This window comes from Acinetobacter sp. S-1 (assembly GCF_059579785.1).
In genome coordinates this window covers 41,104-62,685 of the sequence record NZ_JCAOGE010000002.1, presented here as the reverse complement: position 1 = coordinate 62,685, position 21,582 = coordinate 41,104, and the positions used below count along the sequence as shown (strand labels likewise).

General features: G+C 41.0%; 28 protein-coding genes. 22 read left to right on the top strand and 6 right to left on the bottom strand.

Translation table 11 applies throughout. The annotated features are described in order from the left end of the window. Positions 1–52 precede the first annotated feature (52 nt). The 3 genes from AC52J8_RS18700 to AC52J8_RS18690 form a co-directional block, all read right to left on the bottom strand. Positions 53–394 carry a hypothetical protein gene (locus AC52J8_RS18700; RefSeq protein WP_000172715.1) on the bottom strand — a complete coding sequence of 114 codons (342 nt, stop codon included), beginning with the start codon at positions 392–394 and terminating at the stop codon, positions 53–55. Positions 395–501: 107 nt separating this feature from the next. Further along, on the bottom strand, positions 502–720 hold the full coding sequence (locus AC52J8_RS18695) for a hypothetical protein (RefSeq protein ID WP_000906142.1): 219 nt from the start codon (positions 718–720) through the stop codon (positions 502–504). Positions 721–783: 63 nt separating this feature from the next. Next, positions 784–1,119 carry a hypothetical protein gene (locus AC52J8_RS18690; protein WP_130119938.1) on the bottom strand — a complete coding sequence of 112 codons (336 nt, stop codon included), beginning with the start codon at positions 1,117–1,119 and terminating at the stop codon, positions 784–786. Between the two features lie 1,350 nt (positions 1,120–2,469). Between AC52J8_RS18690 and AC52J8_RS18685 the strand changes: the two genes are divergently transcribed. From AC52J8_RS18685 to AC52J8_RS18665, 5 genes are all read left to right on the top strand, one after another. Further along, positions 2,470–2,652, top strand: coding sequence for a hypothetical protein (locus AC52J8_RS18685; RefSeq protein WP_223233739.1), 183 nt, complete (start codon positions 2,470–2,472; stop codon positions 2,650–2,652). 731 nt (positions 2,653–3,383) lie between these two features. Next, on the top strand, positions 3,384–3,809 hold the full coding sequence (locus tag AC52J8_RS18680) for a hypothetical protein (protein WP_000960558.1): 426 nt from the start codon (positions 3,384–3,386) through the stop codon (positions 3,807–3,809). A 437-nt stretch (positions 3,810–4,246) separates the two neighbouring features. Then, positions 4,247–5,047, top strand: a complete 801-nt coding sequence (locus AC52J8_RS18675; protein WP_114259646.1) for a hypothetical protein — start codon at positions 4,247–4,249, stop codon at positions 5,045–5,047. 393 nt (positions 5,048–5,440) lie between these two features. Then, a complete protein-coding gene (locus AC52J8_RS18670; RefSeq protein ID WP_000819254.1) occupies positions 5,441–6,010 on the top strand; it encodes a LysM peptidoglycan-binding domain-containing protein in 570 nt (189 codons plus the stop codon). Between the two features lie 34 nt (positions 6,011–6,044). Then, positions 6,045–6,323, top strand: coding sequence for a hypothetical protein (locus AC52J8_RS18665; protein WP_000146944.1), 279 nt, complete (start codon positions 6,045–6,047; stop codon positions 6,321–6,323). A 63-nt stretch (positions 6,324–6,386) separates the two neighbouring features. On the opposite strand, the gene AC52J8_RS18660 is transcribed toward AC52J8_RS18665, so the two are convergent. Both AC52J8_RS18660 and AC52J8_RS18655 read right to left on the bottom strand, forming a co-directional pair. Then, a complete protein-coding gene (locus tag AC52J8_RS18660; RefSeq protein WP_000741665.1) occupies positions 6,387–6,680 on the bottom strand; it encodes a hypothetical protein in 294 nt (97 codons plus the stop codon). Between the two features lie 125 nt (positions 6,681–6,805). Further along, complete coding sequence (locus AC52J8_RS18655; protein ID WP_000521251.1) at positions 6,806–8,515, bottom strand: DEAD/DEAH box helicase; 1,710 nt, start codon at positions 8,513–8,515, stop codon at positions 6,806–6,808. 78 nt (positions 8,516–8,593) lie between these two features. On the opposite strand from AC52J8_RS18655, the gene AC52J8_RS18650 reads away from it, so the two are divergent. The 13 genes from AC52J8_RS18650 to AC52J8_RS18590 all read left to right on the top strand — a co-directional run bounded on the left by AC52J8_RS18650 (position 8,594) and on the right by AC52J8_RS18590 (position 17,192). Next, positions 8,594–9,232: a ParB/RepB/Spo0J family partition protein gene (locus AC52J8_RS18650; RefSeq protein WP_000110211.1), complete on the top strand. Its 639-nt coding sequence runs from the start codon at positions 8,594–8,596 to the stop codon at positions 9,230–9,232. Between the two features lie 28 nt (positions 9,233–9,260). Further along, positions 9,261–9,863 carry a hypothetical protein gene (locus AC52J8_RS18645; RefSeq protein WP_000131110.1) on the top strand — a complete coding sequence of 201 codons (603 nt, stop codon included), beginning with the start codon at positions 9,261–9,263 and terminating at the stop codon, positions 9,861–9,863. After that, on the top strand, positions 9,860–10,510 hold the full coding sequence (locus AC52J8_RS18640) for a ParB/Srx family N-terminal domain-containing protein (RefSeq protein WP_001292430.1): 651 nt from the start codon (positions 9,860–9,862) through the stop codon (positions 10,508–10,510). The genes AC52J8_RS18645 and AC52J8_RS18640 overlap by 4 nt, the downstream gene beginning before the upstream one ends. Continuing rightward, positions 10,510–11,166: an ATP-binding cassette domain-containing protein gene (locus tag AC52J8_RS18635; protein WP_000312034.1), complete on the top strand. Its 657-nt coding sequence runs from the start codon at positions 10,510–10,512 to the stop codon at positions 11,164–11,166. The genes AC52J8_RS18640 and AC52J8_RS18635 overlap by 1 nt, the downstream gene beginning before the upstream one ends. After that, positions 11,163–11,585: a thioredoxin family protein gene (locus tag AC52J8_RS18630; protein WP_000184979.1), complete on the top strand. Its 423-nt coding sequence runs from the start codon at positions 11,163–11,165 to the stop codon at positions 11,583–11,585. Before AC52J8_RS18635 ends, AC52J8_RS18630 begins: the two co-directional genes overlap by 4 nt. Before the next feature lie 38 nt (positions 11,586–11,623). Beyond that, entirely contained in the window at positions 11,624–12,577 is a 954-nt protein-coding gene (locus AC52J8_RS18625) for a hypothetical protein (RefSeq protein ID WP_130119937.1), read from the top strand. Then, positions 12,568–12,891 carry a helix-turn-helix domain-containing protein gene (locus AC52J8_RS18620; protein ID WP_001175928.1) on the top strand — a complete coding sequence of 108 codons (324 nt, stop codon included), beginning with the start codon at positions 12,568–12,570 and terminating at the stop codon, positions 12,889–12,891. Before AC52J8_RS18625 ends, AC52J8_RS18620 begins: the two co-directional genes overlap by 10 nt. Next, on the top strand, positions 12,866–13,354 hold the full coding sequence (locus AC52J8_RS18615) for a hypothetical protein (RefSeq protein ID WP_001228682.1): 489 nt from the start codon (positions 12,866–12,868) through the stop codon (positions 13,352–13,354). The genes AC52J8_RS18620 and AC52J8_RS18615 overlap by 26 nt, the downstream gene beginning before the upstream one ends. Before the next feature lie 111 nt (positions 13,355–13,465). After that, positions 13,466–13,867, top strand: a complete 402-nt coding sequence (locus AC52J8_RS18610) for a hypothetical protein (RefSeq protein WP_000084570.1) — start codon at positions 13,466–13,468, stop codon at positions 13,865–13,867. Positions 13,868–14,019: 152 nt separating this feature from the next. Next, a complete protein-coding gene (locus tag AC52J8_RS18605; protein WP_000134192.1) occupies positions 14,020–14,625 on the top strand; it encodes a hypothetical protein in 606 nt (201 codons plus the stop codon). Between the two features lie 9 nt (positions 14,626–14,634). After that, complete coding sequence (locus AC52J8_RS18600; protein WP_002125703.1) at positions 14,635–15,879, top strand: phage terminase large subunit; 1,245 nt, start codon at positions 14,635–14,637, stop codon at positions 15,877–15,879. Between the two features lie 45 nt (positions 15,880–15,924). Further along, positions 15,925–16,584 carry a hypothetical protein gene (locus tag AC52J8_RS18595; RefSeq protein WP_227555463.1) on the top strand — a complete coding sequence of 220 codons (660 nt, stop codon included), beginning with the start codon at positions 15,925–15,927 and terminating at the stop codon, positions 16,582–16,584. A 50-nt stretch (positions 16,585–16,634) separates the two neighbouring features. After that, a complete protein-coding gene (locus tag AC52J8_RS18590; RefSeq protein WP_130119936.1) occupies positions 16,635–17,192 on the top strand; it encodes a hypothetical protein in 558 nt (185 codons plus the stop codon). Between the two features lie 44 nt (positions 17,193–17,236). Here the strand turns inward: AC52J8_RS18590 and AC52J8_RS18585 are convergent, their stop codons facing one another. Continuing rightward, positions 17,237–17,401, bottom strand: a complete 165-nt coding sequence (locus tag AC52J8_RS18585; protein WP_227553890.1) for a hypothetical protein — start codon at positions 17,399–17,401, stop codon at positions 17,237–17,239. A gap of 162 nt (positions 17,402–17,563) precedes the next feature. Between AC52J8_RS18585 and AC52J8_RS18580 the strand changes: the two genes are divergently transcribed. The 4 genes from AC52J8_RS18580 (at position 17,564) to AC52J8_RS18565 (ending at position 21,574) form a co-directional block, all read left to right on the top strand. Next, positions 17,564–17,956, top strand: a complete 393-nt coding sequence (locus AC52J8_RS18580; protein ID WP_000138815.1) for a hypothetical protein — start codon at positions 17,564–17,566, stop codon at positions 17,954–17,956. Beyond that, positions 17,956–18,594 carry a lysozyme gene (locus AC52J8_RS18575; protein WP_004832954.1) on the top strand — a complete coding sequence of 213 codons (639 nt, stop codon included), beginning with the start codon at positions 17,956–17,958 and terminating at the stop codon, positions 18,592–18,594. Before AC52J8_RS18580 ends, AC52J8_RS18575 begins: the two co-directional genes overlap by 1 nt. 1,010 nt (positions 18,595–19,604) lie before the next feature. Next, complete coding sequence (gene repM, locus AC52J8_RS18570; protein ID WP_000818856.1) at positions 19,605–20,726, top strand: replication initiation protein RepM; 1,122 nt, start codon at positions 19,605–19,607, stop codon at positions 20,724–20,726. 116 nt (positions 20,727–20,842) lie between these two features. Then, positions 20,843–21,574: a hypothetical protein gene (locus tag AC52J8_RS18565; RefSeq protein ID WP_000084438.1), complete on the top strand. Its 732-nt coding sequence runs from the start codon at positions 20,843–20,845 to the stop codon at positions 21,572–21,574. The last annotated feature ends 8 nt before the right edge of the window (positions 21,575–21,582 follow it).

The following is a 21,582-nucleotide window of genomic DNA, read 5'->3' as shown; positions in this document are numbered from 1 at the left end:
CTATTCCCAGCTTAACTAAGCCCATATTAACCTATCTATTGATAGGTTCAAGTTACAACTGTTCAATCAAATATTTGTATCGATCAAGATTTTCATCGGAATTCTCAAGTTCTTCAGTTAAGACAAACCATACCTCGTTGAATATTTCCAACTTCTTTTGAACACCAGCTTTTATCATATGAGTAGCCATACCAATGACAAGAAAAATTGCTACCCCTATCCAAAATGGCGGGAAAAACAAACAAAGGAACCCGATAATCAAGCAGCCATTTGAAATGTACTTAGTGTTTCTAAAGTTCTTTGTTTCTACCGAAATGTTTTCTTTTACCTCCGATAGGACGTTATTAAATTCTTCTTCGCCGACAAGTTGTTTAATGTGATCTTTAAGCGTCATCTTTTCAGGTTAAATATCAAATGTTTGAGCGCACTCTATAACGAAACATTAAAAACCTGAATCTTATATATCATGATACTGGCTCCTGTTAGGAGCCAAAAACTCACTTAAGATAGCCAGGTATGCCATACCCCCATTGCAATCATGGTTGCTCCGGTAAAACCGACAATACAATACCAAGCCTGCTTAATTTGCGTGATTACCATTTCCTGAATATACATGCTATTGGATAGTTGGGTTACCGACGAGCCTTCTAAATCTCTGCCTAAACTTATACCACGGTAGACCGATAACGCTACAAGTGCCATACCAATCAAGATCAACATAAGTCACCTCATATGTTCAATGTGATTAGTAGCGATAAATCAAAAAAAGACGTAGTTATAATTTTATGCAAGGGAACTAACGAGATTTTGAACATTTTTCACCATCTTCTTAATATCCTCATCAGCCCGATTTACTTTAAATTCTAGTCGCTCAAGCGTAGTGGTAAGGCTTAAATATTTTTCTCCTTCTTCATCGGTTAAGATAGAAATAAAGGCGTCCTCTGGAGACATTGTAGTAAGTCTCATTTGGTGCATAGCCAAGTTTGCTCGTGCCTCAGATGCCTTCGCGGAAAGCTGGCGTAATCTAGCAGCCTTATTTCTTTCATTCTGCAACGCCGTAAATTTTGACATGAGTGACACAAACAGCAAAGCACCTAAAACAATAATTACAGCAAGCATGTAATAGACACTCCCTAATGACACATGCCCATTATAGTAACCCAAAACAGCTTAAAAACAGGCAAAAAATGTTAAAAATCAGGCTAATCCGCGATAATTTGAATAGTGGTATATAAAATAATAAAAACTACAACTTAGTTATTTGATTTTTAAGGCATTTTTATAGATTTTATCCTAGGCATTTTCCTTCAGGCAATTAAAGCTGATTTTGGTGTGAATTAATCGTTTTTATAACTCTACTCTATTTCGCGTTTTTAGAGCGTTTTAAGCATTTTTAAGCAAAAGAGATAAAGAGAGTCATCTTAAGATGAAAAATGCGAAATACGCGAAACGGTGAAGAAATATGATAGCTTTTATGCCGGTTTGAAAGATACATGAGAAGAATCTCTAAAAACCCAAGTGAACCGCGCCTACATTTCCGAGAATAAGAAATATAAGAATGTTCTAAGAAAGTATATTTATATATTCGAAAACTCTCGGAATACCCAAGTACACCCAAGTCTCGGTAAACGTAGAGATAGAGATACGCGGCTAAAGAAAATCCTCAAACGTATAAGAAGTGATAGAAATAAACATCAATATAGGCAAACACTTATGCACCAATACTTATAGAAATGTAGAAACCTAGATAGATAGAAATATCGAGTAGATATACAAGCAATCTATCTATATAGAAATGTAGAAAACTAGCAATACACAAAGCCAATCATATAGAGATAAAGAACAAGTAAAACTGTGTAGTAATGTAGAAATCTATATAGATAGATAACAATAGGACTATACGGATAGGCATAGGTAAGCGTAGATAGAGATAGAACAGGTATAGGGAAAATAGCTCAATATTTATCTATATAGATATGTAGATAGATAAACAGGTATAAGGAGAGAGATAGAGGATATTAAGCACTTAGTAGAGAGATAAGACGATAAAACAAAGGCGAACGGAGTGAGCCAAAGAATTGTGTGTTTCAATCAATCGTCTACCTAGCCATTCCTTTGACCTACAGGAAATATAAAAATCAAAACTTCGGGCGACATTCTTATTTTTATAACCAAGCACACCACGGCGCACATAGGTAAGCCGGTCAGCTCCACTTCCAGATCAGCCCATACCTCTATTATACCTGCACCTCTCTATCTAGGGATGAGGCAATGCACCAATCGCCACACATCGCCATCAACCAATAGGTATGCCTAGGCACTTATGTAGAAATATAGAAATCTATCTACATAGCCATATAAATGGATTTTTAGTTCTCTAGCTTTGTTTCCTGCTCTATCTCTATACACTGTTATGCATCTAAGTACACATAGAGTTTTACAGTCATGCCTATAAAACAAAACGAGCTAATGAGCGAGATGGTTAATGCAATCACTACACGCCTTAACGACCTCTATATTCAGTATTACAACGACTTTTTAAGCGTTGAGGCATTTGCACGTTATCACGGTCTATCTATAGAGGATATGCAAAAGCTGATTGATTTGGGCAGACATGTGAATCACAACAGTCTTTGGAAAGAGGATAAGTAATCATGTTATTTATTCATCCTGAATTACGCGCTAATGATTGAAATTAGCGGTATTGGTGTTCGAAAATTTAAAGTTATTCCATTGCCAGCGTAAAGTTGGCTTTTTGAAGCTGTACCACGGCATACCAAGGCATAAAATGGATAAATCAGGCATGCCTAGGGGGTTTACAATCTAGTGAGCGCTTACTATACTTCTGACAAATGGGTTTCGGGTTGAGATTTTCTCCCCGACGCGATTTGCTTGATGGGGGTCGTGGCTTATACCGTGTCAGTGGTTTGCACTGTAAAGAAAAGTTCCTTTTCTTGTGGTGGAAATTGGCTAGGTTAGGTTACGTCTCCCCAAACTCTCTCCAAGATTTATGAGGCAAAATTCTATGGGGGGGTTTGGGGGGGCGTTCCTTAACGTTAGTGGTTTCCGCTGTAAGAAAAGGGCATACCAAAATATAGAATATGGAATTTGAAAAATTAAAAACATTTCCTTAGAATTCCAAATCTATCGAATTAACATAACTTACAACAACTCTGCGTCTGAAAACCTCCTTTGCCCGACGTCCCTCTAGGTCGGGCTTTTTTTATGCTGGATCTTCAAAAATTCGCGGCGCGCATATTGAAAATTAAATTTCCCCACCTAAATACATGAATTAGTGAAATGCAAACTTACATTAACTAAATTTTGTTACACCTATTTCTTCTTGCTAATATTTTCTTCAACTAAATAAACAAGGAGTAATTATGCTGGTTAAGCGGAAAATGCTTAAAATTCGTCGCCTTGCAAGTAAAGGTAAATTAGCTCAATGGGGCTTTATATCAGCGAACCAAGCGCAAAAGATTGGGCTAGACAACGGTTTTGTCGTGATTCTTTCATTATTGCAGGGCAAACAGGTAGAACCGAAATTTACCCGCTATAAACTCAGTGATGATATCGGCAGCGAATATGGGATTGAAACGGATGCCGACCTTTCATCCATAGATCAAAGCATCATTGATGCCATTGGTGTAGCGGTCGGTGATATTTATGATGCTGCGGTAAATTATGATGAGAAAACCGTCTATGAAGATGAGCGGGAAGATTTCGAGCGTACCAATCTCATGTTTATAGATATTGAGACTGGTCATGCCTATGACTCAAATCTTAATGAAGCGGTAGGATGGGCATAGGCTCATCCTAATATTCCAAAACAGCCCACCAAAAAAATCAAAACTTTGGCCGACATCCTATTTTTATAACCAAGCGCCACGCATTTATATAACCAAAGAGCACCTAGCAGCTCCTTGGAATGCCACATCCTTATCTTTAACAACCAAGGCAGACCTAGGGCGCTTAAACAAGCGGGTGCGTGCCCGAACCTCAAGAAAAACCGCCAGCAAACAACCCAATGCATGCCTAGAGAATGTCTGTATAAAGCATATAGATGAAACGCGCACGCACGCGAATAGCGGAGTTTATTTATTAGTGCAAGTTTTTTATTAATGAAAATTTCGATTAAATTTTATTTGCACTAAATAACTTTCAATCAATAAAAACTTGCACTAAATTTTTATTTGCACTAATATTTAATCAAGCAATAAAGCTTGTTAACAAAAGGTCAAAAATCATGAATGCACAAGTTAAAAACACAGAAACTCTAAACATCTTTGCAGACGTTAATTTTTCAGCTCATGAAGCACGTAATGCAATAGTTATAGATCAAGAGACAATAAAAGCGTATGCAAGACAGCAAAAAGTTACTAGCAAAGCAGTAGCAGTACAGCTTGATATAGCAAACGCGATCATAAACCGTATGAATAACAAGCTTGAGACAGAACAAAAAATATCAAGCACGTTATTCAGTGACTTAAGAGAAGCATGCTCACGCTCTATGCTTAATAAAATAGACACGCTTCAAAAAGCTAAGTTTGATTTATCAGATCTAGCAACAATCATCGCTCACACTGATAAATCACACATTGACTTTGTACAAGTGAAAGTCATTAGAAAAATCTTTCAAGCGATTACAGCTATCGCTGAAAACGACAGACGCAAGCTAGACGGTTACACAATGTCAATCTTGCTAAACTTATTGCAGTACGGTTCACTTACTGTTAATGAATGTCGTTTATGCTGCACAACTGAAATACGCGCACAGTCGCATGAAAAGAAAGTAAGACAGTATTACTTATCAGCGCACAGCACAGCATCATCACAAGCGTCTAGCTCACGTATGACACTGAGAGCGCTTAATATCTGTAACGTTGTGAAGTCTGTAAAAGACAGTGAAATAACGTTTAATGAAAATTCTCAGTTTATTGAAGCTGTATTGTCATTCTTGCAAATGAAAGAGAATACACAACAAGAATTAGAGCGCGTACAGCATGACATTAAGAAAGAGTTAAGCGAAAAACAAGCAAACGCATAATTTAGTAATCAGTGATATTAGTAAGCACTTACTAATATCACTCTAATAGAGAGTAAGAACATGATTAGCAACGAACATAAACTATTAATCGCTGTCTTAATTATGAGACAAGATAACAAGCGTAATAAGTGAACATGCAAAGATAAAGAAATATAGTAAGCGATTACTATATTTCTTTATATATTAATATCGAAGTCCTAGAAAAAACGCGAATGTGTCGGGTGCATAGCCTGTGTCAATCGCGACCATTTTCCAAACACCCTTTCACCACCAGGCCTATATAACAAATACTTTACCCTTGCGCCGCTTAAATCCATACACTTATCCTTGTCCCAGTACGCCATGTCCATTATTCTTTTCAGGACGACTTTCTAATAATATTTAAGGATCAATATGAAAAGATTTTTTTTGGCTACTTTGATTTTAGTTTGTTCAAATGCAATGGCAGAAGGGGAGGGCCTGTTCGCCGAGTACACCGTGAAACCGAGCGAATCATTAAATGATATAGCCAAGCGTAACGGGACCACGTGGGCAAAGCTGGCAGAAGACAATGATCTCCCTGATCCACCAACTGTTTATGTTGGGCAAAAGCTGGCAATCATGAAAAAGATGAATAAGGACGAATATCTGGCTGCGATTGCAAAGACCCGACCAACGTGCTCAAGCAAAGAAGAATGTGACAAGAAAATGGAAGCTGCTCATTTGTGGGTGAGTAAATACGCTGATTACAAGATCAGAAGTTCAAATAACGTATTAATCGAAACATACGCTCCGCGCGAGTTCACTGGCGAGATCATCGTAAAGGTTTCTAAGGAGCCTTATGGGAAGGGAACCTATGCGATCGTGGCCAACATGTCATGCAATAATCCGAATATGACCAAGCCTTATGACCCGATGGCCAGTTGCAAGAGAAACGTTTATAAGGAAATTATTAAGTTCAACGATTTCGTTAGTTCTTATTAGCTTTAAGCTATTTGACCAAGTAAAGAGGGAAAAGATGGCTTCAAAGGATGATTTAAATTATGTTGCTTACCACATTATCGAAATTCTGGAAGAACAGGGTTTAGATAATTCTTATATTAACGAAAAAATAGATCGTCTTTACGAATTCGGCGAAAATAAAGCCGCTACATTGCTTTGGGCTTCAAACCAGCTCGATAGTAGAAATTTTAGATTACTTTTGGGCAAACTTAATTTAACTCCCGATCAAGTAAAGATATTTTGTCGCGTATTGAACAAGCTGAAAAAATATTTGGGCTACAATTTATTGAGCTAAGCTTTTTAATTACCTATGATATTCCGAATAAATTAATGCCCCATATATCACTTGAGGCATTTCTTACTGCACTTGGCCAGATTTAATTAACTCTAGCGCTTTTTTCTTCAATTCCTTCCTACGCTCTTTTTCAGCAATCTTTTCTTCGCGAATGGCTTCAATATGCACACCGAAAAGCTGATCAGACAGATTGCCACTTTCAAGCAAACGTGCAAAAGCGTCAACAATCTCGCCTTGAGTGAGTTTATGCTGTTTTGCCATATTTTCTAAGGTCTGGATTGTCTCTGGACGCAAAGTGATGGATGTTCGAACTAAACCTTTTTCTTTATAAAATTTGGAAGAGTTAGTAGCTGCCATTATTTGCTCCAATTAAAATTTGATGAAAATTAAAACTTGCATATTATAGTTATTATTGCATTGATCACGCTGAAATACCACAAAATAAAACGGGCTTGCCCAAAACATTGAACAAGCCCAGAACACTATGCAGCTTTTTTGAAACCGAGCTTTTCAAACTCGAAATTCGCAACGATATTCTCGCCAAAGCCGGGTGTTTCTCTGATGATCTGTAAACGCTGTCTAGCGTGAGATTTGAGCGTTGAATTGTGCTGGTCTGTGAAATCAACAATAAACGCAACGTTTGGACCGAATTTCTTAGCACGTAACCCGCGCCCAATACGCTGGCGTAAGGCAACTTCCGCTTTCCCACCACCGGCAAGAATAATCAACCCGACAGCAGGGACATCCACACCCACATCAAGAATTGTTGTTCCAATCAGTACATCAATATCCTTATTGGCAAGTTCGGTGAGCGCAGATTTACGTTCTCCCTGATCATCTTCACCGCGAATATATCTCGCTCTGATACCTATATCGTCAAACAGCTTCAATAGGGTGTCGCCATGCGAGGTATGCTGGACGAGAACCATCGCCGTCATGCCATATTCACGGGCTTTGAGAATTTCCATACAGATGGCATTGTTCCGCTCTTCGTTTTGCACGATTCCCAAGCGATAGGCAGCTTGCCAAGGGGTAATAGAGTGTAATTTGGCTGGCTTTTTCTTCAATTCGACGATTTTGAAGTAAGGCTTAGCAAGGATTCCGCGATCAATCAGCATTTTTTCCGTAACCTTGATGGCAATCGGTCCGGAACAAGCCATCAAACGCATATTTGACTCTTGGCTTTCACGCATGAACGGCGTTCCGGTCAATGCCAAGCGGTAATAGGCGTTTTTACAGTGGCGCATGATCTCGTAATACGAATTTCCACCTGCCTCATGTGCTTCTTCGAGAATTACGAACTCAAAAAGCTCCAAAAGCTTGATGGTTTGCTGTCTAACGAGTGATTTTTCCTTGAATTTTGCTTCTGCCTTGGCTTGCATCGCAGGTGCCTTGTCCTGAAGCTCCTTTTCATGTTGCAGTGCAAGGTTATGAAGCACTTTTTTGATTTCGGACTCGACTTTACCGACCTTAATTAGCTGTTTTTTAGTGTCCGAAATCTCTTTTTCGTGTTTTTTGACTACGTTGTCATAAAGGATCTGAAATTCCTTCTCTAAAGTCGTCTCTTCCAGCTTGGCGGCGAGGGTTTGAACCATTCCGACCGTCATTTTCTTGATGGAGAGCTGACCTTTTTCATTCACCTGTCCAAAACTGCCATCACCAATGACCGAACATGCAACGCCATTTGCTTCGAATGCATCTTTCATCTGATACATCAGAATCGAACGGGTTGTTAAAAACAAGGTAGGGCGGTTAATTCGGGCCTGACACAACATGGCAATGCGTGATTTACCGCCACCAGTAGCGACTTGAGCGATAATCTGGCCATGACGTACAAGACGATCCATAACTTCCGGCTGGTAATCGTAACGAGGGTCATATCCGTAACTATCTACCACTGGTCGGGCAGGTCCAAGTGGAGCGGGGAGGGGTTTTCGTGCGAGTTTTACTTCAAAACCTGCCTTCTTGAGTCGATCCGTAACATGGACTACAAATCCTGCTGGAAAAGAGCACTTGGCAAAGTCAAAAAATGACGATCTGCCATCCCAACGGTGCTGTCTAAACGCTAGAGTTTCTTCGGCGCCATCCACCAAATAACTAAGCGCCGACTGTACTTCAAGTTTCGCCTCAACAGGAGGCTTGTGTAGGATGGCATTTACGGCGTCATAAGCGATTGTTACAACTTTTCCCATTTCAATACCTTTTGCATTTGCTTAATATTTGGCTTAAATTATAAGTAAGCACTTACTAATATTTCAAAGTAGTTTCCTATGTCAGTTGAATATTTAGAAATCGACCCAGGAGAGCTTTGGCCTAATCCTTGGAATTCAAACGTCGTATCACCTGAAAACGAGCGAAAAATCGAAGAAGGTATTAAACGTCACGGTATGTTTAAGCCAATTATCGTTCGTACCCTTCTTGATGGCCGCTTACAGATCATTGGCGGTCAGCACCGAGCAATGATTGCTAAACGTCTTGGTCTACTCACTGTGCCGGTAATGAACCTTGGGCGCATTGACGAAGCCAGAGCAAAAGAGATCGGTCTAATCGACAACGGTCGTTATGGCGAAGATGACATCGTTAAGCTCAACGAAATTCTTCATGATCTTGGCGGTATCGATGAATTGATCGATGTAATGCCTTGGTCAAGTGAAGAAATCGACATCTTCTCTAGCACTAATATAGCGCTGGACGCTCTAAGCGATCTCGATTCGCCATCAGAGGAAGTTGAATTACCCAAGACAACCAAAGTTCAAACTCACCAAATCATGCGTTTCAAGGTTCCGATCGAGGACGTAGACGCAATTACCAAACTCATCGAGAAGACCATTAAGGCACAGGGCTTTACCGAATCCGACAGCTTGACGAATGCAGGGGATGCCTTGGTTTATCTCTTGGGAAGCAAGTAATGAAACCATATGAAGGATGGGATGGCTAATGACCGATTTATCTCAAAAAGGGCAGGTTCGAATGTACCGACGGGGTGGCCAATACCCTGTAGACCTTGAAGCAATCCAGTTTAATGGAAACAACGGCTCCGAAATTGAACTCTGGCTTGGGGTTCACTGCTCAACCCAAATGAAAACAGTAGCCAGAGTAGGGGGAAATACCGATGAAGACTTTTCCCTTGTCATTCCCGGCATTGGTACAGCCGAGGCAGGTGATTACATCGCTAAAAACCTAGATGGAACGGTGGTCATCCTCAAGCCAGACTATTTCGAGAGCGAGTTTCAGGAAGTTATCACTTTCAACACGCCTGAACAGGAACATGAAGGGGCGGTTCCCGAAGTAGATGACGGCGCCTTGAAGTTTTTGAAGAAGTTCTGCAATGGATACCGCATCGTTTCAACATGCGACCTAACAGAATTGCAGATTGCAGAAGCCAACGTAGAAGGTCGTCTCTATATCGAACCTGAAGGTGGCTTCGGATGGGTAGCGCTCCCTTGGGAATTAACTACCGTCAGGGATCGGCAACGCGAAAAGTTCTACCAGATCAACAAGCAGTTGATTGAGCAAACCGATACGCGGGTGGCCGAATGAGCGAACTAAAAATCCAAATGTGGATTGTTGACGATGTAAAGCCTTACGAACTCAACGCCAAAATCCACAGTGAAGAACAAGTCGCCAAGATTGCCGAGTCGATTGCCCGCTTCGGTTGGGATCAACCCATTGTGGTAGATAAAAATGGCGTAATCATCAAGGGGCATGGTCGCCGTCTTGCAGCCATCAAGTTAGGTTTAATCGAAGTACCTGTTCTGGTCCGCGATGACTTGAATGAAGAACAGGTGAAAGCTGCACGCTTGGCCGATAACCGAGTTGCCATTGGTGACATTGATGCCGACCTGCTCAAGCTGGAGCTGCAATCCATCAACATCGAGTTCCTTGAGGACATCTTCGACAGCAAGGAGCTGGAGTTCATGCAAGCCGACCTCTCCGAAATGAACGTCGATGTGATTGTTGATGATCTGGACAGCGCGGTAGCCGAGCAACAGCGCCATACGGCAAATGCAGTATCGGAATCGAACGAAAAACCTATCCGAATCGACAAGGTTTTAGGGTTCAGCGAAGTATCGGGCAAAGAATCACGTTCCATTCACTACTTTATGGCCATTGCAGAAGATGCAACTGGACTAGAAGGGAAGGACGCTTTCGTAACGTATATCAGCAAATTGGTGGAGAGCGCTTAATGGCTGTTTATAACATCGATGTCCGATACAAAACGTCAGTTGAGCGTACCGAACGTGTACTGGAAATTGCCGAGTCGTTCGGGTTGGGCTTAGATGCGAAGGAATTTGTGGTTTTCGATAACACGCCAATTGAAATCGAGCAGGGAGACATCGTTTACATCACTGGTCAGTCTGGTGGCGGTAAATCGACCCTGCTACGGAAGCTGGCGGAACAAATGGAACAAAGCGGCTTAAAAGTCGCTGACCTGAATGCCATTGAGCATGATGACCGTCCAATCGTCGACCAGATTGGCGAAACACTAAAAGACGCTCTGGATGTACTCACCATTGCCGGCATCACTGATGCCTATATCTGGCTAAACAAGTTTGATGCCCTCTCGGACGGCCAACGTTATCGCTTCAAACTGGCAAAACTGATTGAGAGCAAGGCGGACGTCTGGATTGCAGATGAATTTCTTGCCGTTCTTGATCGAACTGTTGCCAAAGTTGTTGCGTACAACATTCAGAAAATTGCCCGAAAACTCGGAACAACCGTACTGGTTGCCACAACGCATGACGACATGGTTGAAGACCTCAACCCAAGCCTCTTCATTGATAAGCGATACCGCGAAAAAGTGGTAATCACCAAAGCACCTGAAGGATTTAAACAAGTATGACTAATCGATCAAAAAAAGTTGTAACTAAAGACACTGTAGATGCTCATGAATTCGCGTCAGAAGCATCCGAAACTGTTGCAGAGCAAATCGTTCAAGCAGAAGTTGTGGAGCGTTCTGAGAGCGAACCAGCGCAAACCAAGCGCACATTAACCCTATATTCTTCAACCGTCTGCTCACCTTGCAAGACCATCAAGCCGATTCTGGAAAAACAAATGCTAGGTCGCGCAACCGAATACCATGTGCTGACCATTGATCCAAACAATATCGAACCTGAAATCAAACAGCAGTTTGAAGAAGCGGGCGTAACGCAAGTGCCTACCCTGATCTGCAAGGAAGATGGCAAAGAGGTAGGTCGTTTATCGGGATACAGTGGTGTTCGACCGCTACTCGATGTCTTGAAAGCTTGGGAAGTGATTTAACAAAGGGCGTTTAACGCCCTTACTTGATTGAGAAAGGTATGGAAAAGGTTTTACTCGATACACCAGATATTCTCGTTACTCGTAAATCACCTAAGCAAAACCACAACCTGTCATTGCTCAAGGACATCATTGTGGAGCCGGGTGACAAGAGTGACTGGGACCTTCTGCACGAATTGCACTACAAGGCAGAAACGCTGCCGATCGGTTCAAGGTTCTGGAAAGTAACCCTGCATGGCAAGACCATTGGTGTCGGGATTCTGGCTGTTCCCAAAATGTTGCTTTCGGGTCGTAATGACTTGTTCAAATATCTACGTCCAAACGTCAACGGCAAGGATACCCGCCTGATCAATAAAAGTCGGGCTGAATGGCTAAACGAAAATGTCTGCACCAATAGCCGACTTGTACTGGACACCATCTACCGTGGTTGCGGGATTGCGTATCGTGCCCAAAATTTAATGATGCGCATGGTGGATAGAAAACATACCGAGTTCCAAAGCTCGATGTCGAAATTCAATCCATTCGTGGAAAGGGCAGGCATCAAGTTCACCTCGCCTAAGCAGGCGACCAATTATCAACGCGGTGTGGACTTCTTTGTGAAATGGTTTGAAACCAAGCATCCGACAGATGTTGTGGGGATTCTGGAGGAGCTGAGCTCCAAACCCGAACCTATCAAAAAGAAGATCATCGCTGAAATGCGGAAGTTCTATTACCAATACAGCTCTTTGGAAAAATCCGGCAATAACCGGCTGAATGGTTTTAGCCGTGTAGAGAGCATGCCTGTCGAAAAGCTGCTAAAGAACATTCAACAACTGGTTTTTGCGTCTCCGTTATATGGGGTCTATACCAATCCTGACTTGATCTACAAAGCCAAACATCCTGAGCACGAGATTCCCAAACGGGTATCAATTTTGGCATTTGACTGTCAGAAACCAGACGAACCCCTAAATGTTGAACTCATTAAATCAAGAGGGCTTTTATTCGAATGCAATTAGGTCTAACCCCAAAACAGATCGAATTACTGACAAAGATTCGCGATAAAAATCCAGACGGTTCTTTGCTCTCAATCGAACAGCTTCATGACGCCGTGAGTTACACCTGCACCCGACAAGCCATTACATGCAGCCTAAATTTTCTGATTAAAAGAGGCCTGATTGAGAAGAGCGGGCAAAACGTGGTGAGAAACGGGCGTAGATTTACGGTCGTCAGCATCAAGCCATTGGGCGAGGAAATACTAAACGCCTATGTACCTTCGCTACGGCAGGTACTTGTAGAAAATGAGGATGAGGAAATTGAAAAAATCTTCTAAGGTAAAAAGCGTTAAGAAAACCTCGCCAAGTTGGTTCCGCACTCCGTACAATCGCTTATGGTATGTTTTGGTCCAAGACCCAAAACAATTCTTGGCTATGGAAGATGAAAGCCATCATGCGCTTTACGAGATTGCTAAAGAGCATTTTCAGTCCCATTTTAAAGCCATCACTTTCTATGCCGCCAACAATTCGGGCGAGTTGATTGCCGCGATCTATTATCCGAGGATGTTTGACGCTGACGAAAATGAGGTACTAACCGTGCTTTGCCATGAGTGTGTTCACATATGGCAGGAATTCGCGGAAAGCCTACATGAACACGAGCCTTCGCGTGAATTTGAGGCTTATACCATTGATGAGATTTTTGGAAACGTCCTGACTGAATACCGCAAGTTAGTGGAAATCAATAAAGCCCATACCGAGAGTAAAGCCATTAAACATAAAAAACAGCCCGACCTTGTTTAATTCCGACATTTGGGTAATTTGGGTTTTCCGCAACTCTTCGAATAATATATTATTAATAAGTGCTTACTTTATTGTATTATTAATATATTCGGAAAACTGCGGAACTCCCAAATGTCCCAAGTACAGGAAATCTTTCTTATCGGCGAAGATTTTGAGCCAGGCATCGTCGGAAATTCTGAAATTGATATTTTATTGGGCCATGACACGGCGATCTGTGGAGAGTTCGCAATCAGGAAGGAAGATGGCTATACACACTGTCCGGACTATTGCGAGGATAAGAATATAACTTTCAGGGAGTTATACAAATTAAACTTACATCCACTCATCCTTCCAGCCAGCCATGAATCCTCCAAAAGACGCTCTAAAAAAGCTTTAGAGAAAGCCGAACAGCTTCAAGACAAGTTTGTTGCAGTCTTTATTCTTGGCTCTGAATTTTACGTAACCAGACCATTTGAAAGTGAAAATACAGCACTAGCTTGCGTGCTTTGGTATGCGCTTGCTTATTACTCTTAAATAAAATTATTAATAAGCGCTTATTATTTATTTTTGGTTTTATTTTGCTTATCCTAGAGGCCATCGGACATGTTTGAAATGGTGCGTGTCTGACTTTTTAGAGGGCGCATATCATTTAGTAGCTGGTACGCGCCTTTTTTTTAGGTGATTGCATGACTGAAGAAACAGCCAACAAACGCAGATACCCTTCAGCAAGTGCTTGGGCAGAAGCAGAGGCGTTATGGGCTTCTGGTGATGTGACACTAGAGGACTTAGCCAAGAAAGTCGGGGTAAGCGCAACTTCTGTTTCCCTTCACATGAAGAAGCGGAAAATCACGAAAGGGGAGAAGGCCAAGGAACATTCCGAGCGTATCTCCAAACAGGTCGCCGAAGATATTTTGTCAGAAGGGACCGTACATAGCCAAAGAATTAAGGAAACCAAAGAAGAACATTACAAGATGGCGACGGGCCTAGCTCGCCTGACTTGGAATGAAATTGTCACTGCCAAGGCAAAGGGCGGTGCCTATGCGGCGATTCAACAAAATTTAAAAGCACTAGAAATCGCTTCGAATGTTTTGGCAAAGATCCGCCAAGAACGGTACGCCGTTTTAGGTTTGGATAAGCCTGATGCTGTAGATGCTACTCAACTTCCGGAATTGGTAATTGAAGAATTGACGGCCGATCAGGTTCAACAATTGAAAGAGCGTGATTTCAACAATGGTAATTACGACTTTGAAGATGAGGACATGTTAGAGCCATCAAATGATTCAGGGGAATGATGGTTTTAGATGGCAGATAAGGTTCGGCTTTCATTGCATCCAAAGCAAATGGAAGTCTATCTTTCAAATGCTCGATTTCGCGTAGTGGTTGCTGGTCGCCGATGGGGTAAGACCAGCCTTTCGCGTACTCTGATTATCAGTAAAAGTAGAAAGCCAAGACAAAGAATCTGGTACGTAGCGCCAACTTACCGAATGGCAAAACAAATCATGTGGAAGGATTTGATTGAAGCCATTCCTCGGAAGTGGGTAGTTAAGATTAACCATTCAAGTCTATCTATTGAACTTGTTAATGGCACCCTGATTGAACTTAAAGGCGCTGATGACCCAGACTCTTTGCGTGGTGTGGGTATCGATTTCTTGGTATTGGACGAATTCCAAGACATTAGCGAAGAGGCATGGACACAATGTTTGCGTCCTACCCTTGCCTCTACAGGTGGTCATGCCATCTTTATCGGCACACCTAAAGCATATAACCAGTTATATACCGTCTATATGCAGGGACAAGACCCGAAAAAGGTCGAAGCTGGCCAATGGCAGTCATGGCAGTTCCCAACCATTACATCTCCATTTATTCCTGAATCGGAAATTGAAGCGGCTAGAGCCGATATGGATGAGAAATCATTCAAGCAGGAATTTTTGGCTTCCTTCGAAACCATGTCTGGACGTGTTTATTACCCGTTTGATCGTAAGGAACATGTCGGGAAATATCCTTTTGATCCAAAACTGCCAATCTGGATCGGCATGGACTTTAACATCGACCCAATGAGTACCGTCATCATGCAGCCGCAACCAAATGGCGAAGTTTGGGTGGTTGATGAGATTGTCCAGTTCGGCTCTAACACGGAAGAGATTTGTGAAGAGATTGAACGGAAATACTGGCGGTATATGAAACAGATTGTCATTTTCCCCGATCCTGCTGGCGGTCAACGCCAACATGCTCGTGGTGAGTCCGACTTGGACATCATGCGCGAGAAGGGATTTAAGAAAATTCTTTACAGAAGAAAGCACCCTGCAATTGCCGACAGGGTAAATGCAGTTAACCGCATGTTGAGAACTGCGGATGGAACAGTTGCATTAAGGGTTGATGAAAAATGTAAGCATTTGATCAATTCATTTGAACAGACCATCTACAAACCAGGTGGACGTGATGTTGATAAATCAGGTGGTGTAGAACACAGTGCCGATGCCATTGGATATGCAATCGAGCACCAATTCCCACTTCGTAAGATTGAAATTAAAGGCGTTTCAATTTAACCTATATTATTAGTAAGCGCTTACTAATATTTTGAAGGCGATAAGATGACAACCGAACTATCCTCATACGACCGACATGCAATAAGTTCGACCGCTTCCTCAGAAGAAGCGAATGACCCTCTTGTACGTTTAGTATCACGTCGTCATCCACTATATGAAGCCATGTCCAAACACTGGATGTTTATGGATGACACCTATAGCGGTGGCAGAGAATGGTTTAATCATCATATCTTCAAATACATCAAAGAGGGTGATGCCGAATTCAAGGATCGTATCTCACGCGCTTATCGTTTCAACCATACCCGCGAAGTTGTAGATTTAATTAATAAATATTTATTCAAGCAGGAAATCACCCGCAATAAGGTAGATGCTCCTGCCGACGTGGTGAAGTTTTGGAAAAACTGCACCAAGAGCGGCTTAACGATTAATGATTTCGTTCGCCAGATCAGTAAGAAAACCTCAATTTACGGTCGTATTGGGGTAGTTATTGATATGGATGCGGTACCAGAAGATCAAAGACCCTTAAACAAACGGGAAGAAAAGGAAGCTGGGCTATCTGCTTACGCCTACATCATCACTCCGCTTCAAATGCTGGATTATTCGTTTGATGATCACGGCAAATTAAACTGGATGCTGATTCATGAAGTGGTTCGCGACGATGAGGACCCACTAAATTCAACAGGCAAGGGGACTACACATGTCTAACCCCTAAATCAATTATTGCCATCTATTTGCATGACTACGCAAACAGAAGATTGCGATTCGATTTACAGGACAATATTCCCGTAGGCGTTAATCGTGTCTATTCTATCGAGATATTAAATAATGCTCATTACAAAGAGGAAGGAACGTTTACAGTTTATGAGTTTATGAATATGCGAGAGGCTTTTGTAGCAAGTAGCGCAACAAACTTTGGCATTGAAATCTACGATGAAAGCGAGCGACCAATTTTTAACTCCAATATGCCAATATTCCGTCCAGTAAGTTATCTTCAAGCTATTAGGATGAATCAAAATTACAATATGCCTCTGACAACTCCAAGTGCCACTTACATTGAGCCAATTGCTGGCGGAACTGTGGGCAAAAAAATTGCTATTGTTATTACTCAACTTGGGTATCAAGGTAAATGTTTTATTCTCAGAAATAGTTTTGGATTAAATTTCTGCATTCCTGCTTTCTGGATTGACGAAGCAAACGGTACATTTAATTTGCAATATATTTGGAATAAAGTAGCAAAGGATAGAGGCTCTAGCACAGCCGCAGTCGGAAATGCCACTTGTATTGCTATGGCAATTGACGTCACTAATATGTAATAAAAAGGCTTCCAGTTGGAAGCCTTTTTAATGAAGTCGAATGGTTACGCAGTACCGCCATTTTCTTCAGTGGTAGTGGTTTCATCTACATAAACCAGTCCGACCGAAGCTAGACCAGGAGTCTTCCGATCGTAAATCAAGGTCAAGTTTTCAACCGGCTTTCCATTTTGACCTTCGAGCAAGTTGACTTGCCCTAAAAGAACGTTCAAAAGGTTAGCTTCATCTTTCGTGATCTGCTTTAATGCCATAGTAAACATCCTAAAAATTGAACAACGATAATTTTTACACACTCATAAATTATTAGTAAGTGCTTATTTATAAAATATAGTAAAAATGTTATATTTTCTCAACTAATCTAAGGCGAGAAAATCATGACCGAACCAGTATCAACTACTATCGGTGGATTCGCTGCTTGGAAGGCATTTGGCATGACTATCGTAGTCGCAATCTGTGTGATGGCAGTTGCGGCTGTAGTGCTCATGATGCGGATGCCGAGATCTCCGAGAGAGTGGGGAGTTGGCTTGATTACCACAGTAATTTCAAGCTTGGCTGGCGGCTCTTTCATCATCATCAAATTTAACCTTCATGCTTGGGCAACAGACGTATGGGGAATGATCGCGCTTGGCGGTTTCTTCTTCACATGTGGTTTGCCGGGGTGGGCTATTGTCCGTTGGATTTTCAACTATATCGAAAAGAAGGAGGATTCCGACATTTTCGAAGTTGCAACTGATATTAAAAACGACCTGAAGGAGTTTAAAGATTAATGAGTAGCATGGTATCCGCACTTGCATCAGTGCAAATGGCTCAGATTGCGCAAACTTATTCTTGGCTTCGGGCGATGTCAGGAGGCAGATTAACTCAGGAACAAGTAACTGCTGGTGACGAGATTATCGAGAAGGCGGGATTAGAAACTTTCGCCAAACTCATTGGTTACAAACTTGAATCTGGCGTTACAGGGCAATGGGATATTTCCGAAAAAGGATATGAACTTATACGTGGATTTGAAGGTTTCAGGAATACGGCATATCTGGATACTGGTAGCGTCCCGACTATTGGCTTCGGCACAATCAAATATCCAAACGGCCAACCTGTAAAAATGGGTGATACTTGTACTCGTGTTCAAGCAGAAGAATGGCTTAAAAACGATTGTAAGTGGGTTGATGCTTGTCTTGATAAGTATGTGAAGGTCAAGGTAACTCAAAATCAATTTGATGCGCTTGCTTCGTTTGTTTACAACGTAGGTGAAACTGCATTTGTCAAAAGTACAATGTTGGCTGTCCTTAACCAAGGGAACTATATTGCTGCTGCAAATCAGTTTGATCGTTGGATTTTTGACAATGGCAAACGTATTAATGGATTAGTTAACCGCCGTGCTGCTGAAAAGAAATTATTCTTATCATGAAGCATTTCGGTACATTAATGCTGTGCATCCTGTTTTCAGGATGTACAGCTTCAACAATTCAAAACAATATCCATGTCACTGTCTGTTTACAGTGTGCACCTATGATGAGCCGATAGAACAATGATTTCATTTCTTTGGCATCTGGTAGGGGGAATAATGTTTTTAACAACATGCATTATCCTTATGTACTCTTATCTTCAAAACAAATCTTAATTTGAATTTAAAACTAAACCCAATTTTACTTCTTCCTGTGAACTCTTTTTTTTAAAAACGCTCTATGCTTTGAATTACAAGAGTTCTAATAATAACAGTACAAAAATTCCGTTGTGGATAACTTAAAACCTATTTGAATTTAAAATCTTTTCTTTTTTTCTTTTAGAAGCTCTGAAACGATTGCTATCAAATACTTTCAAAGCCTATTAAGGTACAAAAACTCCGTTTGAGCGGTACAAATACTCCGTTTTAACGGTACAAAAAGTTTTAATTACGGTACAAATATTCCTTTTTAACGGTACAAAAATTCTGTCCTGTATTTTCAATAGTTTAAAAGGTACAAAAACTCCGTTAAATCGCCTTTAACGGTACATTTTCTCCGTTAGAAGTCCTATAAAGGTACAAAAACTCCGAATAAGTACCTTTTAAAGCCATTTTTCCATTAACTTAAAGAATACATAAAAGGATTTCGGTACATTTTCTCCGTTTACACCCCTATAAAGGTACATTTTCTCCGCTAAACTAATAGCCAAAATCATCATAACGGTACAAAAACTCCGATAGGGGAGTGATAACGGTACATTTTTTCCGTTCAAAACAGGCGATAACGGTACAAAAATTCCGAAGGAATGCCTATAAAGGTACAAAAACTCCGGTAATGTCATTACATTGTCATGTTTTGGTCAAAATCCTTAAATATAAATCCGCTCAATTCTGACTGATTAACTAGATTTACAAACATTATCTAATCATGTACCTTTTACGAAAACCAATAAAACCTTTCTGAAACGGAATATATGGCAGAACTTATTAGGAATTCAGATGTTTATAAAGCGAATGCATTGATTAATGCAAGCTACGCTTTGGACACTGCTGAGCAAAGAATAATTCTACTCGCCATTTTAGTTTCCAGAAACAAGAATGCAGATCTGACTGCCGAAACGATTATCGAGATTCCGGCTTCCTTATATGCCCAAAAATTTAATACAACAGTGAGCGCGGCATATAAAACACTGAAGGAAGCCGAAGATACCTTATTTGAAAGACGTTTTTCTTACACCACAATGCGAAATGGCAAGATTGAGGTGGTTCGGTCACGTTGGGTATCACGAGTTTCATACGTTAAGGATGATGCATTATTAACGATCACCCTAGCTCCTGATGTGATTCCTCTAGTAACCAAGCTAGAAGGAACCTTTACCAAATATGCCATCGACAATTTACGCGATGTGACCAGTAAATATGGCATCCGTCTGTATGAGTTGGTCGCTAGTTGGAAAAATTCGGATATACGAAAAACTCCTGTTTATGACTTTGAGGACTTCCGTGCCAAGATGGGCCTTCTTCCTCATGAGTATAGAGACAAGAAAAATCCCGAAAGTACGGATATGACCAACTTCAATAAACGTGTATTGAAGCCGGCAATTGATCAGATTAATAGTTTTACTGACCTGTTTATTACTGAAAAGAAAATCAAGACAGGACGTAATATCACGGGCATTTATTTTGAAGTAAGTTTAAAAACCGATAACTTCATTGAAGGCGAAGCGAAAGAAATCCATGACAGCAAGCCTTCTTCCGATTCAGCTAAAAAGACAGGCGCTCCTTTAGAAAACATTAGGCTTCCAAAAGTATCGACCCAAGAGTTTTTGGGTAGTGATCTCAGCGAAGAGGACCTTAACAAAGAGAACCCATTAAAAGAATTTATCGTTGAATCTGGCGTTTATAAGTCTGCTATTGAAAAGCCAGTAGAAGAAAAGGATGAATTTGAATTAAATGGCATAAAACGACTGTATGAGGCACTATTAAAGCTGGATGAGGGCGTAACCAAGGAATACGTCCGCGAATATGCCCAGATTAAAGGCGTAACTCTACAACACGCATTAATTGAACTTTATAACTCTAAAAGACCGGCTTAAACATTCCGGTACTTGGGTCTTTTCCGAAAACTTGGGTTTTTGAAGTGCTAACGAATAATTAAATAATACTTTCTATAATATTTAAGTTTTTATATTAATTATTCGGAAACGATCGGATGTCCCAAGTTGAAAAACAAATACCCAAGTATTTAGATTGGGCGGGTCACTTTTATGGCAATGACCTTGATTTAGAACATTACGAAATTCTCACCATTCAGTACATTCCCAAGAAAGAGCGGAAGCTAGAAACGCAGTTAATGACAACCAAGTGGTTTGACTATAGGCTGATGCATCCCATGCAAGCCACTTATTACTTCTTTCGGCTTTTCAAAAATGAATATCGAAACTTTTATAGAAAAGCTATTGATCATAAGGCGGCCGAATTCGTTAAACCCATTAAGGAGCGAGATTTCTTACTCAGTCGTGAGGCCTTGTCATTTTGGCGACTCAGACAGGCGGTTGATGCTTTGGGAATGCGTTATGACTTCTATTTAAAAACCGCATTTGATAAATGCTTTAAGGTGATTGCGAATGGTAGACCTTTGCCACCTAGACCTGCTCAACTAAAAAAAGAAGAACTGTTAATTGAAGTCTTCCATGAGTGGGAGTCTTATTGTGAAGCTTCGCTCCAGATCGCTAAAAGTCCATATTTTACCGCTACACTTTTTCATAACAGTCCAATGCAAGTTGATTATGAAGATTTTATTGTTAAGCAGGTGCGGATGCGTCAAGTGCAGCATTACGCATTAGGGACATGCATTTATCGCTATGATGCGCTTCGAATTGAAAAAGCTTTAGAGTCTTTTGATATTTCAATCATCAACCAAGCTATTAAATCCAGTATTTAATGCTTTTT

Excerpts from the sequence above, each read along its gene's own strand:
- AC52J8_RS18700 (WP_000172715.1), bottom strand. The coding sequence starts at position 394 with ATGACGCTTAAAGATCACATTAAACAACTTGTCGGCGAAGAAGAATTT.
- AC52J8_RS18695 (WP_000906142.1), bottom strand. The coding sequence starts at position 720 with ATGTTGATCTTGATTGGTATGGCACTTGTAGCGTTATCGGTCTACCGT.
- AC52J8_RS18690 (WP_130119938.1), bottom strand. The coding sequence starts at position 1,119 with ATGCTTGCTGTAATTATTGTTTTAGGTGCTTTGCTGTTTGTGTCACTC.
- AC52J8_RS18685 (WP_223233739.1), top strand. The coding sequence starts at position 2,470 with ATGAGCGAGATGGTTAATGCAATCACTACACGCCTTAACGACCTCTAT.
- AC52J8_RS18680 (WP_000960558.1), top strand. The coding sequence starts at position 3,384 with ATGCTGGTTAAGCGGAAAATGCTTAAAATTCGTCGCCTTGCAAGTAAA.
- AC52J8_RS18675 (WP_114259646.1), top strand. The coding sequence starts at position 4,247 with ATGAATGCACAAGTTAAAAACACAGAAACTCTAAACATCTTTGCAGAC.
- AC52J8_RS18670 (WP_000819254.1), top strand. The coding sequence starts at position 5,441 with ATGAAAAGATTTTTTTTGGCTACTTTGATTTTAGTTTGTTCAAATGCA.
- AC52J8_RS18665 (WP_000146944.1), top strand. The coding sequence starts at position 6,045 with ATGGCTTCAAAGGATGATTTAAATTATGTTGCTTACCACATTATCGAA.
- AC52J8_RS18660 (WP_000741665.1), bottom strand. The coding sequence starts at position 6,680 with ATGGCAGCTACTAACTCTTCCAAATTTTATAAAGAAAAAGGTTTAGTT.
- AC52J8_RS18655 (WP_000521251.1), bottom strand. The coding sequence starts at position 8,515 with ATGGGAAAAGTTGTAACAATCGCTTATGACGCCGTAAATGCCATCCTA.
- AC52J8_RS18650 (WP_000110211.1), top strand. The coding sequence starts at position 8,594 with ATGTCAGTTGAATATTTAGAAATCGACCCAGGAGAGCTTTGGCCTAAT.
- AC52J8_RS18645 (WP_000131110.1), top strand. The coding sequence starts at position 9,261 with ATGACCGATTTATCTCAAAAAGGGCAGGTTCGAATGTACCGACGGGGT.
- AC52J8_RS18640 (WP_001292430.1), top strand. The coding sequence starts at position 9,860 with ATGAGCGAACTAAAAATCCAAATGTGGATTGTTGACGATGTAAAGCCT.
- AC52J8_RS18635 (WP_000312034.1), top strand. The coding sequence starts at position 10,510 with ATGGCTGTTTATAACATCGATGTCCGATACAAAACGTCAGTTGAGCGT.
- AC52J8_RS18630 (WP_000184979.1), top strand. The coding sequence starts at position 11,163 with ATGACTAATCGATCAAAAAAAGTTGTAACTAAAGACACTGTAGATGCT.
- AC52J8_RS18625 (WP_130119937.1), top strand. The coding sequence starts at position 11,624 with ATGGAAAAGGTTTTACTCGATACACCAGATATTCTCGTTACTCGTAAA.
- AC52J8_RS18620 (WP_001175928.1), top strand. The coding sequence starts at position 12,568 with ATGCAATTAGGTCTAACCCCAAAACAGATCGAATTACTGACAAAGATT.
- AC52J8_RS18615 (WP_001228682.1), top strand. The coding sequence starts at position 12,866 with ATGAGGAAATTGAAAAAATCTTCTAAGGTAAAAAGCGTTAAGAAAACC.
- AC52J8_RS18610 (WP_000084570.1), top strand. The coding sequence starts at position 13,466 with ATGTCCCAAGTACAGGAAATCTTTCTTATCGGCGAAGATTTTGAGCCA.
- AC52J8_RS18605 (WP_000134192.1), top strand. The coding sequence starts at position 14,020 with ATGACTGAAGAAACAGCCAACAAACGCAGATACCCTTCAGCAAGTGCT.
- AC52J8_RS18600 (WP_002125703.1), top strand. The coding sequence starts at position 14,635 with ATGGCAGATAAGGTTCGGCTTTCATTGCATCCAAAGCAAATGGAAGTC.
- AC52J8_RS18595 (WP_227555463.1), top strand. The coding sequence starts at position 15,925 with ATGACAACCGAACTATCCTCATACGACCGACATGCAATAAGTTCGACC.
- AC52J8_RS18580 (WP_000138815.1), top strand. The coding sequence starts at position 17,564 with ATGACCGAACCAGTATCAACTACTATCGGTGGATTCGCTGCTTGGAAG.
- AC52J8_RS18575 (WP_004832954.1), top strand. The coding sequence starts at position 17,956 with ATGAGTAGCATGGTATCCGCACTTGCATCAGTGCAAATGGCTCAGATT.
- repM (WP_000818856.1), top strand. The coding sequence starts at position 19,605 with ATGGCAGAACTTATTAGGAATTCAGATGTTTATAAAGCGAATGCATTG.
- AC52J8_RS18565 (WP_000084438.1), top strand. The coding sequence starts at position 20,843 with ATGTCCCAAGTTGAAAAACAAATACCCAAGTATTTAGATTGGGCGGGT.